Consider the following 16,933-nt stretch of genomic DNA (forward strand, 5'->3'; position numbering starts at 1 on the left):
AACTAACGCCGATCGACATCCCCGACTTTTTGGAAAAGTCGGGGATCGGTGATTCCGATCCAGAACCCTTTTTAAGCAATAAAAATCAGCGTTCCCTTGCTCATTTCCAAAGTATCGCCCATTTCCATACCGTTGTGAAAAGCACCCAAAATCACCTCGCTAGTTTTGCCAAAAGCGATCGCACCGCTAGCATCAATTCCAATTGCGCCAAAATCCCGTTGACGATCGTCAGCTTCAGCAAAAGAACGCTCAAAAGCAGCTTTCAAACTCAAACCATCCGTTACCCGAATCACAATCCGCGGGGCCAAACACTCATCCATAATGTGCTCGCCAATCCCCGTACAGCTTACCGCCGCATTTCCAGTCGCGTAATTTCCCGCCGGCATCGCCGAGTCGCTAACCCGCCCGATGCGCTCAAAACCCTTGCCACCAGTCGAAGTCCCAGCAGCCAAGCGTCCGTGAACATCCAAAGCTACAACTCCGATCGTACCCATACCCGCCGGTTCCGCCACCACGTCAGCCATTGCTTTGCTAAAATTGCCTTGGCGTTCCTGCATCCACTCGTGCAAGCGCAAATCCGTCATCGGATCGTAAATCGGCAATTGAAGTTCTCGCAGCAATTCCGCCGAACCAAAATCAGAGAGAACTCGATCGTCCGAATGCTGCAAAAATTGAGCAAGTTCGATCGGATGTTGAACGCGAGAAACATTAATCGCCCCGCTGAAACGCTGCATCAAACCGTCCATCAGCGAAGCACTCATCCGAATTTGACCGTCAGACTGCACCACAGAACCAGTACCGGCATTGAATCGCGGGTCATCTTCCAACAATTGGCAGCCCCGCACCACTGCATCTACGGCACTTGCACCGTCTTTCAGCAGCGGATAAACTTCCTCCAAAACATCGTAAAGCGATTTCCGCACCGCCTCAATTCCGCCTTTACTGTGTAGAGAACTGCCGGCACCGCCGTGAATAACTAGCTTTGGTTGCACTTGTTGCGATGCCATATTTTTTAACCTAAAATTTTTCCTTTGCAATCTTAGCCTCGATCGAGCAAATTACCCTAAATTCTTAATCTTGAGCGGCCAAACGGCGGCGACGACAACGTTCGGAGCAGTATTTGACATCATCCCAGCAGTCCGCCCATTTTTTGCGCCAAGTAAAAGGTCGATCGCACACAGGGCACATTTTTGTCGGTAAATCAGATTTCGATCGCTGCTTTGCCATGCTAATTTGGACATTACATTAATGATTAAATTTTAATCAAAACAAACAAAACAACCAATTTCTGCCTAACACCTCCCCAAATAAAAATGCTCGAAACGGCCGACGCCAAAATCCGAATAGTCTTAGTAGAACCCGCAGGCCCATTGAATGTCGGTTCTGTGGCCCGCGTCATGAAAAATATGGGTTTGCACCAATTAATTTTGGTAAATCCCCAGTGCGATTATTTAGGGGAAGAGGCCCGACTGATGGCAGTTCGCGCCGCCGATATATTGGAAACTGCCAAAGTAGTTGATAGTTTGCCGGCTGCTTTGGTTGGGTGTGTCAGAGCGATCGCGACTACAGGAGACGATAGTCGATCGTTGCCAACACAGCTAGAACAGCCCGCAGACGCCTTGCCTTGGCTCCTAGAAGCCCCCAGCGCCCTAATTTTTGGCCGAGAAGACTGCGGCTTGACCAATGCCGAATTAAACCGCGCTCAGCGCCTGATCCGCATTCCCTCCAGTGACGCCTACACTTCCCTAAATCTCGCCCAAGCAGTCGCTATCTGCTGCTACGAACTGTATCGGGAAGTCGGAAGAAGTCCGATGGCAGTCGGAAGAAAGAAGAGAAAAGGAGGAAGAGAGAAGGAGGAAGAAGAAAATGCCTCGTTCCCAGGCTCAGCCGGGGAACGCATATCCAGAGGCTCTGCCTCTTCAATACCCGATGCAACAGATAATTTATCAACTTGTTACCAAGAACAACTTGCAACCAGCCAGACAGAAAATTCCTCTCCTCCCCTCACCAGTGCTCCCTTGGAAAATTTAGAGGGATATTACCAGCAACTAGAAACGCTGTTACTCGAAATTGGATATTTGCAGCAGCACACAGCAGCAAGTCGGATGGAAAAATTTCGGCGTTTGTACAACAGGGCGTATCCGACAGTTGATGAAGTCGCCATGCTGCGGGGCGTCCTCCGCCAAACAGAATGGGCAATCAAAACTTACCCGCGAGAGACAGTTTCTGATACTCTGGATGGGGCGTTGCCAAAAAATCCAACGGATCGCTAGGGGAAATGCTGATAATTGGGGATGTGAGATTGAGGATTTTTTTCACAGAGAACAGTCCTGCACCTACTTGTCACCTTCATAACAGGGTTTCTTGACTAAAAACCTAAGCTGTGGGGTAATTTCTGGGTAATAAACCCTGTTTCTGAGACCATGCAGCGTTTGGGGTAAATCTAAAATCTAAAATCTAAAATCCCAAATCGATTGGCTGGCAAGCTGAAAAATCTTAAACTTGAACTTTACAGTAGTGATGAAGGAGTAAGACGTGGCAGAGCGGTTTTCCAAAGGATCGATATTATCGGTGATATCCTCGATATCCTCTCCCAACTCCGGCTCAAAGCAGCCTAAGTCCGGCAAAGCAAGTCAGTCTGGCAACTCGGGTCGCCGCCGCCCTCCGCAACCGCAAAACGGCAATTCCGAAATTCGAGAACGATCGCCAGAACCTTCGACTTTGCCACCGCAACCAAGCCGCGGCAGCAGAATTAGAGCCAATTCTCCGGCACCTTCGGAAGAATTGACTGCACAAGACTTTTTATCCGATCCCAGATCTGCCATTAACCCGAGAAAACCCAGAACCAGCAAAATCCCGCAGTCGAAGACTCGCCAACCACGCAAAAAAGGCCTCGCTGCTGTCGATATGTTCGATTTTCCGGACCCGAATCTGGAAACTGTCAGTTCGATCGCCAGCAATCCCAACAGGGAGCTTTGGACTGCAACTCCCCCGGAGTCGCGTGAAAGCCGGCCCCTGGAGCCTCCTGCTCGCATTCCAGACACGCGATCGCGGCCAAATACCAAAAAAGCCCCTGTGTCGAAACCGCGTCCGCAAGCGAGCCAGAGACCGGGCAAACGCTCTGCACCTCGGAGCGTGCCACCGTTGGTGTACGCTACTCGCTTGCTGATTTTGGGAGTTGGGATTGCGGTGATTTGCGGGACGCTGCTGTCTGTGGTGAATGCTGTGAGCCGATCGTCTGTAGCAGCAGAAGAACAAACCACCACAGGGCAAAAAAACCCAGATGCAGGCGACAGCGCATCTGCTGCACCGGTGACCGGAGAAGTGCTGCAACTCAATCAAGAATTAGCCGCTTTGAAAACGCAAGTTCAGGTTTTAGCAACAGAAAATCCTAGTTTGACAGCCGGAGTATTTCTAGTCGATTTAGATACTGGAAGCTACCTAAATTTTAACGGCGATACTGCTTTTGCTTCAGCTAGCACGATTAAAGTACCAATTTTAGTAGCTTTTTTCCAAGCAGTAGATGAGGGGAAAGTGAAGTTAGATCAGGTGCTGACGCTGAAGCCCGAAAACATTGTGGGCGGTTCTGGGGAGATGCAAGACGACACTCCAGGCAAGAAGTATTCGGCTTTGGAAGTTGCCCAAAAGATGATTGTTGTCAGCGACAATACGGCGACAAATATGATGATTGAGTTGTTGGGAGGTGCTGATGTTTTGAATCAGCATTTTGCAAGTTGGGGTTTGAGGGCGACGGTTCTCCGCAATAATTTGCCGGATTTGGAGGGAACTAATACTACCAGTCCGCAGGATTTGATTAATATTATAGCCCAGATCGATCGGGGGAATTTGGTATCGGTGAAATCGCGCGATCGCATTTTGCAAATCATGCGCCAAACTCAAAATGCTTCTTTGCTGCCGAAAGGTTTAGGCGAAGGTTCAATTATTGCTCACAAAACCGGCAACATTGAAACAATGCTTGCAGATGCGGGGATGGTGGATTTGCCGAACGGTAAGCGTTATTTGGTGGCGGTGATGGTGAAGCATTCACCGGAAACGGAGAAGCCAGCTCAAACATTGATTCGGGATATTTCTCGGATGAGTTACCGCTATTTGAACGGTGAGGAAACGCCCGCCGATTCACAAGTGAAAATTAAAAATTGAAAATTCAACCGGGTTTTTTCGGGCAAGTGTTGTAGACTTTATCAAACTATAAATCAGTTTGTATTATGAAACTAAACATCCGCCTTGCTTGTTTGGTAGCGCTCTCAACTTTAGCCGTTGGAGTCTCCCCCACTTTGAGTAATGCTAATCCTGTTCCTGAATCTGAAACCGACGGCGTGACAGTGATTAACAATAATATCGAACTCAATCGGGCAAAAAACTTAGCCCGTCAAGCAGCAGAAATTGCTAATGGGGGTTTAGGCAACTATCGAGCTGAAGCTTCTATGCACGGTACTTCTGAGGAATCGCCGTTTGTTGACAATGGCGATGGAACTTGGACTTTTACTTTTCAAGGGTACAAACCCGGTACCTCTGTCTATACTGTAGAAACGGTGGTTACGGTTTCCCAAGATGGGAGGGTGACAGTCGATTACAATGGGCGAATTCGCAACTCAAACCGAATTTAGCAATGCTTGGGACAGTTGCGATCGCCAATCTTAGAATGATTTGAGGCGATTGGGCGATCGAACTGTTAGCGAAACATCAAAAGTTTCATGCTACATCAAGACTATTCGGGCTAGGGCAAGCCAAACACTGATGTAATTAGTGGCAGCAACTGTTGAAAAGCAGCTACGCAACCCGCAACAGCAGGGACTCCGGTTAGGATACTTTTCAGAACGGTGATGGCATCATCGGCCAAGCCTTTCTTGTCCTCATCCTTGGGATTTTGACCAGCTTCTGCTAGGGATTTTACCTGTCTTAACGCTTTAGCTTTGTCCTGTTCTGATAAATTAGTATCAGATTCGATCGCCGATTGTAATTGCTGCAACAAGTCAGCAAGCTTAGCAGCTTCTGGGACTTCTGACTTGACAAGTTGACCAATACTGGCTGTTACAGTACCGCTGATATTGCCACCAGCTACCCCGCTCATCTCTTTTCCAGCTACGCCATTAATGTCGCCACCAGCTAGACCAGCCGCATCACCGCCAATACTGCCGATATGTAAACCGCCGCTTTTGTCTGACATAGTATCTCCTTGATTGATATAAGTTTCTACATTCAATGTGTTTTTATTGTAGACAACATATATACTATTTTCAATTATTTTTGTGTCCTCATTTTTTCCCGATAAGGTGGCTTTTTCTATTTCGCTTAATTGTTTAGTTTCATTGTAATACTTAAAATATTTTTCATTTAATTGAGAACGGTTAGCTTCTGGGGATGTCGCAAGACGAATCAGAAAATTATTTCCTCGCTTCTCCATTGCTCTCATCTCCATTTGAGCATCGGGAGCATTTTCTGCCAGGTTTCTTAATGCAATTGCGATCGCACGCGGGTCAACATCTTCAGTATGGTATAGGTCAAGAGTATCAACAATTGGCTTTATAAAATCACCAAAGTCACCATCTGCAAACATTTCTTTACTATTATCTGGTTTCCGAACTGCCTCGAGTTTTTCATCTGTGGGCAGCCTCATGTAGACAAAATCGCACTTTACATAATCTAACTTAGTATTCCTTGTCATACCCCAATCTTCGATGCAGGCTCCGGTAAGAATAGCACCTGTAAAATCTGTTTTGTCTAACTGGGTTTGTACTAATGTTGCTCTCGTTAAATCAGCCTTCTGTAAGTTAGTATTACTGAGATTTGCTCTTGTCAAAGTAGAGTATGATAGTTTAGCATCTTGTAAATTAGCACCAATTATATTTGCTTCTGTCAAATTTGCTCTCGTTAAATCAGCCTTCTGTAAGTTAGTATTACTGAGATTTGCTCTCGTCAAAGTAGAGTGTGCTAGTTTAGCATCTTGTAAATTAGCACCAATTATATTTGCGTCTGTCAAATTTGCGTCTGTCAAGTCTGCTTTTATTAGATAAGCTCCGCTTAAATTTGCACCAATATAGGACTTACTTTGACCTTTTCCGCTAACAAGTAGATCTCGAATTGGTGGGTTAGATAATATTGCATGAAGAGGGTTCTCTTGTCGAGCTTGGTCAAGTTTTTTTGAATAAAGAAAGCAGGTATGAGTTAAATTAGCTTCTCTAAAATCTGTGTTTTTCAGTATAGCGTAAGTTAAATTAGCATTAGTTAAATTAGCTCCGCGAAAGCTAGTGCCTCCTATAGCAGCAAAGTTAAGGGCAATTAGTCTGATCCAGAAAAACGCCATAGCTCCTTCTATAGCGTTCCATCCAATATAAAGAGCAGTTAATCCTACAATAATAGCACCGACTATGACTATATAAATAGCTTCATTGGCATTGAGAATTCCATTTATCACTAAAACCCTGGCTACAGCACCAGATACACCTATTGCCCCCATGAAAACTATGACTACTGCTGAAGGCCCTGCAACAGAAAGAGCACCAGCCATAGCTATAGCTAAGAAGATAGCTATGACCAGAAGAAAACCTCCAAATATTATTAAAGCTACAACTACAGCCGGATTAACAGAAGGAACTATCGCTACTGCAAAGGCAAGAAGAACGGTAGACAAAAAACCTGAAGCTAAAGATAAAGAAACGGTTCTATCATCAGCCTCCTTAGTCTCTTTAGATAGATTTCTATATCCCGCAGTTGTTTTAGCTACTGCATATCGTTGGCGAACGATCGCAATAAATATCACTGCCAGCAATATGATGGCTAACGTACCTGGAACAACATATTGTTTTATATTTTCACGATTCAAGAGGACTGATACGAAAAAACCTCCTAGTCCAGAAGCAAATCCTAGTAGGGATGTTGTTAGGAATGCGAATCCTAACAGAAAAATTGCTTGATGTGTTTGCAATCCAGCTTTAGCTCTTACAAACTTAGCCCCAGTGAGATTAGCTTGACTAAAATTAGTTCCCCTAATATCAGTTACCCTGGTATCAGTTGTAGAAAAATCTGCACCTGATAAGTCTTTACCTTTAAAAGACAAGCCTCGTAGGTCTGCACCACGGAAGTCTCTCCTGCCCTCTGCGTAACGATTAAGCACTTCTTGAGCTTTCATCTTATTGAGCAAGCTGGTTGTTTTTTCTAGAATAACTCATAATCAAGCAGGAGTTAGCGTTGCTGAAAACATCAGCACTCTCAACTGTGCCGAGCAAGGGGAAGCAGATTAACTCGCTGTAACGCTGGCCCTACATGAGAACCTCAAACCCTTGCCGCACAAGCCATACAGCCGAAAGATTTGACCCACTCAAAAAAACACCTACCCATTCACGGAAATTCCAGAAACGGGAAAGCGATTAAACACTCGCGACTGCTAACTCTTCCGCAGCCTCTTTCTCGTTCATCTCGTCGAGTTTCTGCCAAACTTGCTGCATCAATTCATCCAATCCAACTCTACTAACGGCGGAAATCAACAAAACAGGAGCGCCGCTAATTTCTTTAAGTCGGCTGATTAAATTACCGATTTCTTCGCTTTCAAGGTCGATCGCATCTACCTTATTAAAAGCCAAAATCTGCGGTTTATCGGCTAAACCACGCCTGTAAGCCTTTAATTCTTCCTGAATTGTGACGTAATTGGCGATCGGATCTTCATCCGTAACATCAATCAAGTGCAGCAACAACCGAGTCCGCTCAATGTGCCGCAAAAACTCGTAACCCAAACCCGCGCCCTCGTGAGCCCCCTCAATTAATCCCGGGATATCAGCAAAAACAGTACCGTCGCCGGTGGGTTTTCTGACTACACCCAAATTCGGGACTAAAGTTGTAAACGGATAATCTGCTATTTTGGGGCGAGCGGCAGACAAAGCTGAAATTAAGGTGGATTTGCCAGCATTCGGCATCCCCAGAATTCCCACTTCAGCTAATAGCTTCAATTCCAAACGCAAAAACTTGTGTTCTCCTTCTTTACCCGGCATCGCATAATCGGGAGCGCGGTTAGAATTGGTCAGAAAACACTTGTTTCCCAAACCGCCTTTGCCACCTTTGGCAACGCAAAATGTCTGTCCGGGCGTCACTAAATCTGCCAAGATTGCCTGAGTTTCCGCGTCGTAAACAACTGTACCGCAGGGAACTTCGATCGTGCGATCGTCCCCAGAAGCCCCCGTCATATTCTTCGGCGCGCCGCGCTTCCCGTCTTCGGCTTTAAAAATCCGGTTGTACTGAAAATCCAGCAGCGTTTGCAGGCTTTCCACCGCCACCATAAACACAGAACCGCCCCTCCCGCCGGTGCCGCCGCTCGGCCCGCCCGCCGGTACATACTTTTCTCTGCGAAAAGCTACCATACCGTCGCCGCCTTTGCCGGCTGCGACTTGAATATCTGCTCGATCGATAAATTGCATAATTTAGTCAGTAGTCAATAGTCAGCAGTCAGTAGTCAGTAGTCAGTAGTCATTAGCTATGATACCAGATCCAAGTACAATATTCCTCTTTTCCTTGAGTGTGCAGAGGCGGACTCCAAGCAAGTGTAGTCGCGACTTATAGTCGCAGGAAAAATATAGTTATACCAATTCTGAAAAGTAGTGCATACCGAGAGATTTTACCCGAGTATCTGTAGGGAAACGGCACTGCCGTGTCCGGCTCTTGGGTCTGCGACTTTTAATAATTTGTATAAGATTGAGGATTGTAGCAAAACTTTTTTTGAATTGGTATTATCAAAGCGGATTTAATATTAGCAGGACTTACCCACAAAAACTGAATAAACCTGGTTTTTCTACTGGGGCGGATCGCTGTAACGATGTTTTTTTGTAGAAAAACCAGGTTTTTGCGTCTTGGACTAATTAGTAGTCATTGGTTAATAGTTACAGTCATTAATCCAAGATTTCACAAGAATGGCTAATGACTAATGACTAATGACTAATGACTACTGACTACTGACCACTGACTACTAACAATATATCGAGACATCTTCCTTACATTCATCTGCCAAATAGCAGAGAGCTCGAAAGCGCATCCCCACCAACTGTTCGTAAAGCGGGTTTATCTTGCACATCGCCGGAATGTGCACGATTTTGCGTCCGAATAACACGACATCTCGCTCAAACGGACACTGCGGCGGAATCATTTTGCAGACAAAGTGTGCAACTCTCGGATCGTGAACTTCCCAGGCGTCAAGCCAGTCTTTGACGGGTTGCAGAACATTTTTTTGGTGAGGTTGAGGTAGTCGAGATGAAAGCGGTGTTCCGGCGACTGGGGCGACATTCGCATCAAAGACTATTTGGCTGCTGGGCCCCTGCGGATCGGACTTGCTCTGTTGTATCGTTTGTCGGAGAGCTTCTATCGCCTCGACCTTGTGACCCAAAGCTGTGCAAAAGTTGTGGATTACCTCGTCTTCGCTGAGTGAGTATGTACCGTCTGCCAAGGCTACCATTACTGCTGTCCTCAAAAAATTCTCGCCGTTGGCTGTGCTTTTCCCTAAAACAGCAGCTAGTTCCTCTGGGGCAATAGGTTCAAAACTTGCTTCAAAAGATACCGGATGTAGTTCATCCTGAGTTAGATTCGCAATCATTTTTTGCTCGTCTTCGTCAAAGTTGCCGTCTGCCCAAGCAATTGTCAGCAATCCGCGCAGCCAAGCAGTAATCTCTTCATCGGTGCAGGAAGATTTAGCGTTACTCATTAGCATTTCCATTTGGATATACCAGTCAATTTGTTCGTTTACAGCGGGATCAATATTCTGGTCCCAAGAATTATTACTGCTTTTTTGTTCGATCAATGATCTATTTGTTGAAGGTTTGTGCTCGAAGATTGCTCCAAACGCTTGTAGTGGACGTGTTAAAAGCATATTTGTTTCTCAGGAGCATCGCTGACTAGCGAGCTAATCTATTAGTTAGTTCTTTTCCCCTAAAATGTCATCTATCTGGGGGAGTAGGTTTTCTTGATTCATCTTAACTCTAGTTGCACCGATTGAGAGGGCGATCGACTTTTATTCAAACCCGATTGCCGTGAGCAACCCTATTTTTCGCAAGAAATAAAAGGTTTGCAAGCGTTGGATCTAATCAGACACGGGGTTTCTCACCCAGGGGCGATCGAACTTCGCTATCTTTACATTTTAATATATATTTTTGTAAATTTTTGTGTGACGGCGTCGTAACATTTGACAGCGAGCCGGCTTTATGACTTGGAAAAAAAAGAGCTGATGCAACTGTTACCGCCGTTCTAAGGTTGTGATTGCTGTGTCCGTCTAGAAATGACTGATTTTTTTTAACTTCGGCGACACAAAATCCAGCGCAATTCCATTGGCGGGCGTCCGTTTGCCATCGGGAAGACATCTCGACCGGTGGCCCAAGTGGGAAACCAGGGCGTCGGCGGCCAGGCTCCTTCCGGCAGGTGGTGGCGTTCGTACTCAAACACCAATTCGTCGGATATTTGGACTAAGGGCAACCCTTCCATTGCGGTGGCGAGTTCTTGGGGGGTAAATAAAGTAGACCAGGAGAGTTGGGCAACTTGTCGCACCAGGGCATCCGGCTGGTAGTCGCCGACTGTTAAAAACGTGCTGAACAGCAACAGACCTCCGGGACACAGGGAATCGCACATTTTAGCTAGGAAAAGCCGTACTTGATCGCTGTCTCGAAAATGTGAGATGACTTCGGCGGCAACTGCAAGCTGATAGCGGGCCGGTTTCATCCGCATTAAGGGGTCGAGAACATCGCCTTCAGTCACTGTCACGGGAAGGTTTTCGGCTGTTACTGCCGCTTTCAATTGTTCTGCAAAAGCGGGAGTTAGTTCGATCGCATCCACAGAATAGCCCAATCTCGCCAGCGGCAAGGTATTGCGGCCGGTACCAGCCCCCACGTCCAAAATCCGTACTCGATCGGGTGTACCCAATTTAGCAGCCGTTGCCATCAATTTTGCGTCTGGATGAGAACCGAAAAGCGGAGGTTCTCTGGTGTCTACCCAGCTTTTGTACTGTTCTCCAACTGTTGAGGTAGTAACAATCACTTTGCAGGCTAAACCGGTTTGCGGCGGCTGTACTGATTCGTATTGCAGGATCAGCATTGATGCTGTGGAGGTGCGGTAGCCTTGTTCTAACTTGGTGGCTAACAGCTTGCTGAGTTCGTCTTTGCGGTCTTCGGGCAGGGGTCTGTCGAGAGTGCTAAATAGCTTTTCTATCGACTTGAGATAGTGGTTTAGCATTCCCGGTATGCAGGGGAAAACTAATTCTCCGCGAGCGTTTATGCGAGTATTAATTTTGTAGAGGATAGCTTGCTGGAGAATGTCGGGATTTACTACCAGCGGTAGCTGTTCGGTTTGGTCGATCGTACTTTCGGCGCCCATAAATTCCGCGAAGAAGTCATTAGTTATTAGTTATTAGTCATTAGTCATTAGTCATTAGTCATTAGTCATAGGGAAGTCTTTTGAGAGCTAACTGTACAATTTAAAAGTATAAAAAAGCCGATTTTAGATTTATTTGGTTTGGTTGCTTAGTCTTTTTAGATTGTAGAAAATCCGATTTGAAAGCTTGATTTTGGATAAATCTCAAATCTAAAATCTCAAATTGACCAAGCCCAAAACCCGAGTAGCTCTGAAAATCGGAGTTAGTATCAAGATAAGCTGTAGCGCATTTAAATTGTATGTTTCACGGCGAGGTGGAAAAAGCGTCAAATCCTCTCGCCTTCTCCCCTCTCTCCTTCCCCTCGTCAGCCATAACAGGCAATTTATATGGGTAGCAAATTAAAGCTGGGCTTAGTTGCTGCCGGTAAAAGTCACTTGCGGGAACCTTGACTGAGCTTCAGTCATCGGGCGCCGTCTGCCTTCCTCTTGCCAGTAGTTAATTACTTCTGTGGCTTGGTTGAGGATTTCGACGCGATCGTTATCAGCAATCCAGTGTTTGGCTTCGAGTTCGTTTTTGAGGTCTTCCCACGCATCTTTGCGAGGCCAGAAAAAGTAGGATGTCAGCGGGCTAGTTCCTTTGCCGACAACTTGGTCAACGGCGAGGGCAACATTCTCTTCTAGCCAGAGAACTTTTAAGATGAACTTGGACAAGCAAACCTCCAGGGTTCCGATCGAACTTGTTAAAAATTTCTACAATCGCTAAGCGTAGCACACTCTGTTCGATAATGGGTCATCGGCCATTAAAAGTTTTGTGGCGCGGCTGGTTTTAGCACCGCTCAGGGGCTGGGAACAGATAAAATTTGGGTTCTCACTCGCCCTAGGTACAAGGATAGTTAAGTTGTGAACAAAGTTATTTTAGTCTTCGACATTGACGGTGTGGTGCGGGATGTGTCCGGTTCCTACCGGCGGGCGATCGCGGATGCGGTGGAACATTTCACGGCGGGTGCTTTTCGCCCGAATTCTCTCGATATCGACTCTCTGAAGTCTGAGGGAGTGTGGAATAATGACTGGCAAACGTCTTTCGAGTTAGTTTGCCGTTATTTTGAGGGGATGGGGCGGAACCGCAGCGAGCTCGCTCTCAACTATGACGAATTAGTGGCTTTCTTCCAAAGTCGCTATCGCGGGCCCGATGAGAAAAATTGGACTGGTTACATTTGTGACGAACCGCTGCTGTTAAGTCCGGCTTACCTGGAAAATTTAACAGTTGGGGACATTGTTTGGGGCTTTTTCAGCGGGGCGATGCGGGATGAAGCTGCTTATGTTTTGTCAGGGAAACTCGGCTTACAGAATCCTGTATTGGTGGCAATGGAAGATGCACCGGGAAAACCCGATCCGGCTGGACTTTTCGCGGCAATTGAACAGTTGGAAAACCTGCACGGTTTAGAAAAAAATTTGCCCGTAATTTACGCGGGAGATACTGTTGCCGATATTTACACGGTTGTGAAGGCGCGGGAAGTGCAACCAAACCGGATTTGGCTGGGGACGGGAATTTTGCCACCTCACGTTTTGGATGATTCTGTGCGGTGCGATGCTTATGCTGCGGCGCTGAAAACTGCCGGTGCAGCAGCGGTTTTCAGGAATGTCGAGGAGTTGACGGCGGCGCGGATTTTCGAATTAGTTAAGTAGGCAAGTCAGTCTGTAGGGTGCGCATTCCGCACCTTATCCTATTGACAAACAAATGTACTTTTGCTATAGCATTCCGCACCTTATCCTATTGACAAACAAACGTACTTTTGCCACCTAAATACAATCTGTAGTTAGTCAACAATTTCTTTACTACTTCGGATGAAATTGCGCACTTCTTGGGAGCATCCCTTTGAGGAAATATACTCTACAATCATCGGGATGCTCGCAATTTATGATTGGCGTTTTAAGATTATTTCAAGTGCAAGAACTTGTCTAAGGCGCTGACTGCAACTGGCGGCCAGCGGCGGGTATGGGCAACCCAATCGAGGTCTTTGTAGCGGGGATCGAGGCCGACTGCGGCTACCCAATTGCTCTCAGCTTCGCCGCGCTTTCCGGCTTCCCAAAGACAGGCGGTGAGGGCGGCTCTCATGTCGGCAAATTGGGGGTATCTGCGGACAATGTTTTTCATGTTGCGAATTGCTTCCTTCGTTTGCCCGTTTTGATAAAGTGCGAGGGCATGATTGGCGCGGGCAAAGGCGTATTCGGGGGCTAATTCAAAGGCTTTGCTGTAGTCGGCAATTGCTGGTTCCCATTTTCCTAAACCGGCTTTGGCGTTGCCTCGGTTGTTGTAGGCTGCTGGATCTTTGGGGTCTAATTCTAACACATGATTGTAATCGGCGATCGCTTCTTCCCAGCGTCCTAAACCTTCTAAGGCGGTGCCGCGGTTTAGGTAGGGATCGGGGGCATCGGGAGCTAGTTCGATCGCTTTTTCGTAGTCGGAAATAGCTGCTTGCAGCTTGTTTTGGCTGACTCTAGAATTCCCTCGGTTGCTCCAAGCGGCAGCTTGTGAGGGAAATTTGTCAATGATTTGAGTCCAAAAACTTTCAGCGGCGGGAAATTTGCCTTCATTTGTAGCTTCAAAAGCTTTTTGAACGAGTTCTCCCAATTCCTGTTGAGGATCGGCGATATCTGTTGGTTGTACTTGTGCAGCAACGGGCGCGATATTTCCCAACCAAACTAACCCGGTTACAATTAATACTGTAAAAAAAGTCAAAAATGAGCGAATCATTGTGGTTAGCAGTTTAAACTTTACTAAACATATTATTAACCGAAATTGCGGGCGTTGCTTGGATAGTACCCGTTTGAAAAAAGGATGTGACTGTAGGCAACCTGCAAACCCTTATTACATCAGTCATTTACAATTCTTTAATCTAAAATCTAAAATCTAAAATGGTATAAGTTAGGGGTAATTTGGTGAAAAAACGGTTGCTAATTTTGGGCGGGACGGGGGATGCTGCTGAACTGGCGGCAAGAGCGTCTCAAATCGCTGAAATCGAGGTCGTATCTTCGCTAGCAGGACGCACTCAGCAACCTTTTACCCCAAAAACCGGTACGGTGCGAATTGGAGGGTTTGGTGGGGCGGCTGGGCTGGCCGAGTTTTTGCACGATCGCCCGATCGACTTGTTAATTGATGCTACTCATCCGTTTGCGGCTCAGATTTCTGCCAATGCTGCTGTTGCTGCTGCTGAATGCAATGTGCCCTATTTGATGCTGGTGCGTCCAGCTTGGGAGATGGTGGAGGGCGATCGCTGGATTGAAGTTGCCAGCCACTCGGAGGCTGCAAGGGCTTTATTAGGGCAGTCTCAGCGGGTGTTTCTCACCATTGGCAGGCAGGAATTGGCTGCGTTTGCGGGTTTGGATGCTATTTGGTTTTTGATGCGGGCGATCGATCCTCCGGCACTAAATACTCCTGTTCCTAACGGTAAATTGTTATTAGCAAGGGGGCCTTTTACATTGGAAGACGAGCGGAAATTGCTGTTAGAATATCAGATTGATACAATTGTTAGTAAAAACAGCGGCGGCGGTGCTACTTATGCTAAAGTTGTTGCGGCTAGGGAACTCGGAATTCCGGTGGTGATGGTGCAGCGGCAGCCGATTCCCGATGTCGAGCAGGTTGCTGATGTTGAACGAGCGATCGCTTGGTTAATTAAGCAGTTATTAGTTACACCCTTGGGGCGATCGGACTGTGCCAGCTCGCCTCAACTGAGGTTGTAGCAGCCAGACTGCAAAGATTCCTCTCCCCCAAGCGTCTATAACCAACTAAGCTACTATCAGCAGTTGGGGTTAAGGTCGCGGATCTGACGGGGTGACAACGCCTCTGTCTTTTTGAGAGCAATCAATTTAAACCCTTCTGAGTGCAAGGCTTTCCAGTTTTTTGTCACTCCGTCAGGAGAATTACTCTAATAACCCTACCCAATCAGGAGACTCAAATATATGCAATACAAAAACGGTATGCCAATTGCCATTATTGGCGCGGGAATATCAGGAATTACGACAGCCCAAATTCTCAAGAAAAATGGCTTCCAAGCAGTTGTTTTTGAGAAATCCGAAAAGATAGGCGGAGTATGGGCAGTTACATACGCAAACATACACCTGCAAAATATCAGGGAACAGTATCATTTATCAGATTTTCCTTGGCCATTCACGCCTGATTTACATCCCACCGGAGAACAAATCCTGAATTATTGGGGGCAAGCGGTCAACCATCTAAAGCTTGATGTGCGGTTAAATCATGAAGTTATCGAACTAAAAGAAACAGAAGAGGGCTGGCTATTAAGATATAAAAACCAGGAGGGGGTTCACGAAGAATTATTTGGATACGTTGTTATCTCAGTTGGACTCTTTACAGAAAGAAAGTATCAACCTGCATTACCAGGTATCGAAGATTTCGGCGGGAAAATCATCACTGAACGGGATGTCCACACGCTTGATATATTCGATAATCAACGAGTTGTAATCGTTGGCTTCGGAAAGAGCGCCTTAGACATGGCGACTTTGGCAGCAAAACAAGGCGCGCAAGTAAATCATGTATTTCGTACACCGCGCTGGCATGTGCCAGAATGGATTTTGGGCGTACATTGTACCTACGCATTATTCAGCCGTTTTGGAACAGTGATGCTCCCAAGTTGGGCATATCCAACCGCCATTGAACGTTTCCTGCACAATCGCCTTGGCTTCATTGTTTCCGGTTTTTGGGATTTGGTTGCATCCATCTTCCGCTTTCAAGTTCAGCGAAATGTTTCTGGAAAAAGCCAAGCTGCCCAGGGTCGCATCAAAGCTGTACAACCAGACCACAAACTATTGGCTGATTTAGGTTCAGCCACAGGGCTTGCGCCTGAGGATTACTATCCGTTTATTGCAGAAGGAAAAATCTCGCCCCACCGTGCAGAATTATCTGGTTTTTCGCCAGAAGCAGTAAAGTTGAAAAATGGTGGCGAGATTCCATGCGATTTAGTCGTTCTATCTTTGGGTTCGCAAACGCCGATTTTTCCATTTTTGCCTGATAAATATCGAAAAATGTTGGAAACCGAACCCGATGGCGTGCAGTTATATCGCCACTTGCTTCATCCTCGCATTCCTGGCATTGCCTTTGCCGGGTTCAATCATGGATTTCTGCACGTGCCAGCAGTCGAGATCGCTGCACAATGGCTGTGTGCTTACTTGCGCGGTGAACTTGAGTTACCTTCCAGCGAAAATATGGAAAAAAGTATTGAATATATCCGCCAGTGGAAACGCGCAAATATGCACTTTAAACCTTCGCGATCCTGTGCAGTCAACACTCGCTTTCAACAATATATTGACATCATGCTTAAAGATCTGGGTGTTTCTCCTTATCGAAAATTGCCTAACATTTTCGCTGAGATATTCGGCAGATATCAACCATCAGATTATCTTGGCGTATGGGAAGAATATAATCATAAAAAGAAAAGTCGCTCTACTCCACTACACCCTCTTCCGTTGGATACATGATTGTTTCCCCAGCTTAAGTTGTTACCTTACCAACGGGCACTGCCTGGGAATAAAAATCGACGCTCGGCTCTACCTCCAA

General features: G+C 46.4%; 14 protein-coding genes. 6 read left to right on the forward strand and 8 right to left on the reverse strand.

Features of this window, described 5'->3' with window-relative positions; translation table 11 throughout:
• Positions 1–71 precede the first annotated feature (71 nt).
• Entirely contained in the window at positions 72–1,007 is a 936-nt protein-coding gene (locus QUA78_RS11510; protein ID WP_333300664.1) for an isoaspartyl peptidase/L-asparaginase, read from the reverse strand.
• Positions 1,008–1,071: 64 nt separating this feature from the next.
• Positions 1,072–1,227, reverse strand: a complete 156-nt coding sequence (locus tag QUA78_RS11515) for a DUF2256 domain-containing protein (protein ID WP_333300666.1) — start codon at positions 1,225–1,227, stop codon at positions 1,072–1,074.
• 86 nt (positions 1,228–1,313) lie between these two features.
• Between QUA78_RS11515 and QUA78_RS11520 the strand changes: the two genes are divergently transcribed.
• From QUA78_RS11520 to QUA78_RS11530, 3 genes are all read left to right on the forward strand, one after another.
• A complete protein-coding gene (locus QUA78_RS11520) occupies positions 1,314–2,273 on the forward strand; it encodes an RNA methyltransferase (protein WP_333300668.1) in 960 nt (319 codons plus the stop codon).
• Positions 2,274–2,571: 298 nt separating this feature from the next.
• Positions 2,572–4,161: a serine hydrolase gene (locus QUA78_RS11525; protein ID WP_333300670.1), complete on the forward strand. Its 1,590-nt coding sequence runs from the start codon at positions 2,572–2,574 to the stop codon at positions 4,159–4,161.
• A 65-nt stretch (positions 4,162–4,226) separates the two neighbouring features.
• Positions 4,227–4,628, forward strand: coding sequence for a hypothetical protein (locus tag QUA78_RS11530; protein ID WP_333300672.1), 402 nt, complete (start codon positions 4,227–4,229; stop codon positions 4,626–4,628).
• Positions 4,629–4,738: 110 nt separating this feature from the next.
• Here QUA78_RS11530 and QUA78_RS11535 read toward each other — a convergent pair whose 3' ends face one another.
• The 5 genes from QUA78_RS11535 to QUA78_RS11555 form a co-directional block, all read right to left on the reverse strand.
• A complete protein-coding gene (locus QUA78_RS11535) occupies positions 4,739–7,150 on the reverse strand; it encodes a pentapeptide repeat-containing protein (protein WP_333300674.1) in 2,412 nt (803 codons plus the stop codon).
• Between the two features lie 238 nt (positions 7,151–7,388).
• Positions 7,389–8,429 (reverse strand): GTPase ObgE, encoded by a 1,041-nt coding sequence (obgE, locus tag QUA78_RS11540; protein ID WP_333300675.1) that lies wholly within the window; start codon positions 8,427–8,429, stop codon positions 7,389–7,391.
• Between the two features lie 545 nt (positions 8,430–8,974).
• Entirely contained in the window at positions 8,975–9,709 is a 735-nt protein-coding gene (locus tag QUA78_RS11545; RefSeq protein WP_333300716.1) for a Mo-dependent nitrogenase C-terminal domain-containing protein, read from the reverse strand.
• A 578-nt stretch (positions 9,710–10,287) separates the two neighbouring features.
• Positions 10,288–11,361, reverse strand: coding sequence for a class I SAM-dependent methyltransferase (locus QUA78_RS11550; protein ID WP_333300677.1), 1,074 nt, complete (start codon positions 11,359–11,361; stop codon positions 10,288–10,290).
• A 408-nt stretch (positions 11,362–11,769) separates the two neighbouring features.
• A complete protein-coding gene (locus QUA78_RS11555; RefSeq protein ID WP_278187374.1) occupies positions 11,770–12,081 on the reverse strand; it encodes a 30S ribosomal protein PSRP-3 in 312 nt (103 codons plus the stop codon).
• Between the two features lie 177 nt (positions 12,082–12,258).
• Between QUA78_RS11555 and QUA78_RS11560 the strand changes: the two genes are divergently transcribed.
• A complete protein-coding gene (locus QUA78_RS11560) occupies positions 12,259–13,044 on the forward strand; it encodes a TIGR01548 family HAD-type hydrolase (RefSeq protein ID WP_333300679.1) in 786 nt (261 codons plus the stop codon).
• A 250-nt stretch (positions 13,045–13,294) separates the two neighbouring features.
• Here the strand turns inward: QUA78_RS11560 and QUA78_RS11565 are convergent, their stop codons facing one another.
• Positions 13,295–14,113: a tetratricopeptide repeat protein gene (locus QUA78_RS11565; RefSeq protein ID WP_333300681.1), complete on the reverse strand. Its 819-nt coding sequence runs from the start codon at positions 14,111–14,113 to the stop codon at positions 13,295–13,297.
• Positions 14,114–14,298: 185 nt separating this feature from the next.
• Between QUA78_RS11565 and QUA78_RS11570 the strand changes: the two genes are divergently transcribed.
• On the forward strand, positions 14,299–15,099 hold the full coding sequence (locus tag QUA78_RS11570) for a cobalt-precorrin-6A reductase (protein WP_333300682.1): 801 nt from the start codon (positions 14,299–14,301) through the stop codon (positions 15,097–15,099).
• Positions 15,100–15,318: 219 nt separating this feature from the next.
• Entirely contained in the window at positions 15,319–16,854 is a 1,536-nt protein-coding gene (locus tag QUA78_RS11575; RefSeq protein ID WP_333300684.1) for an NAD(P)/FAD-dependent oxidoreductase, read from the forward strand.
• The last annotated feature ends 79 nt before the right edge of the window (positions 16,855–16,933 follow it).

Origin of the sequence: Microcoleus sp. K4-B3 (genome assembly GCF_036704615.1) — a bacterium.
In the GTDB taxonomy this organism is placed as follows: Bacteria; Cyanobacteriota; Cyanobacteriia; order Cyanobacteriales; family Microcoleaceae; genus Microcoleus.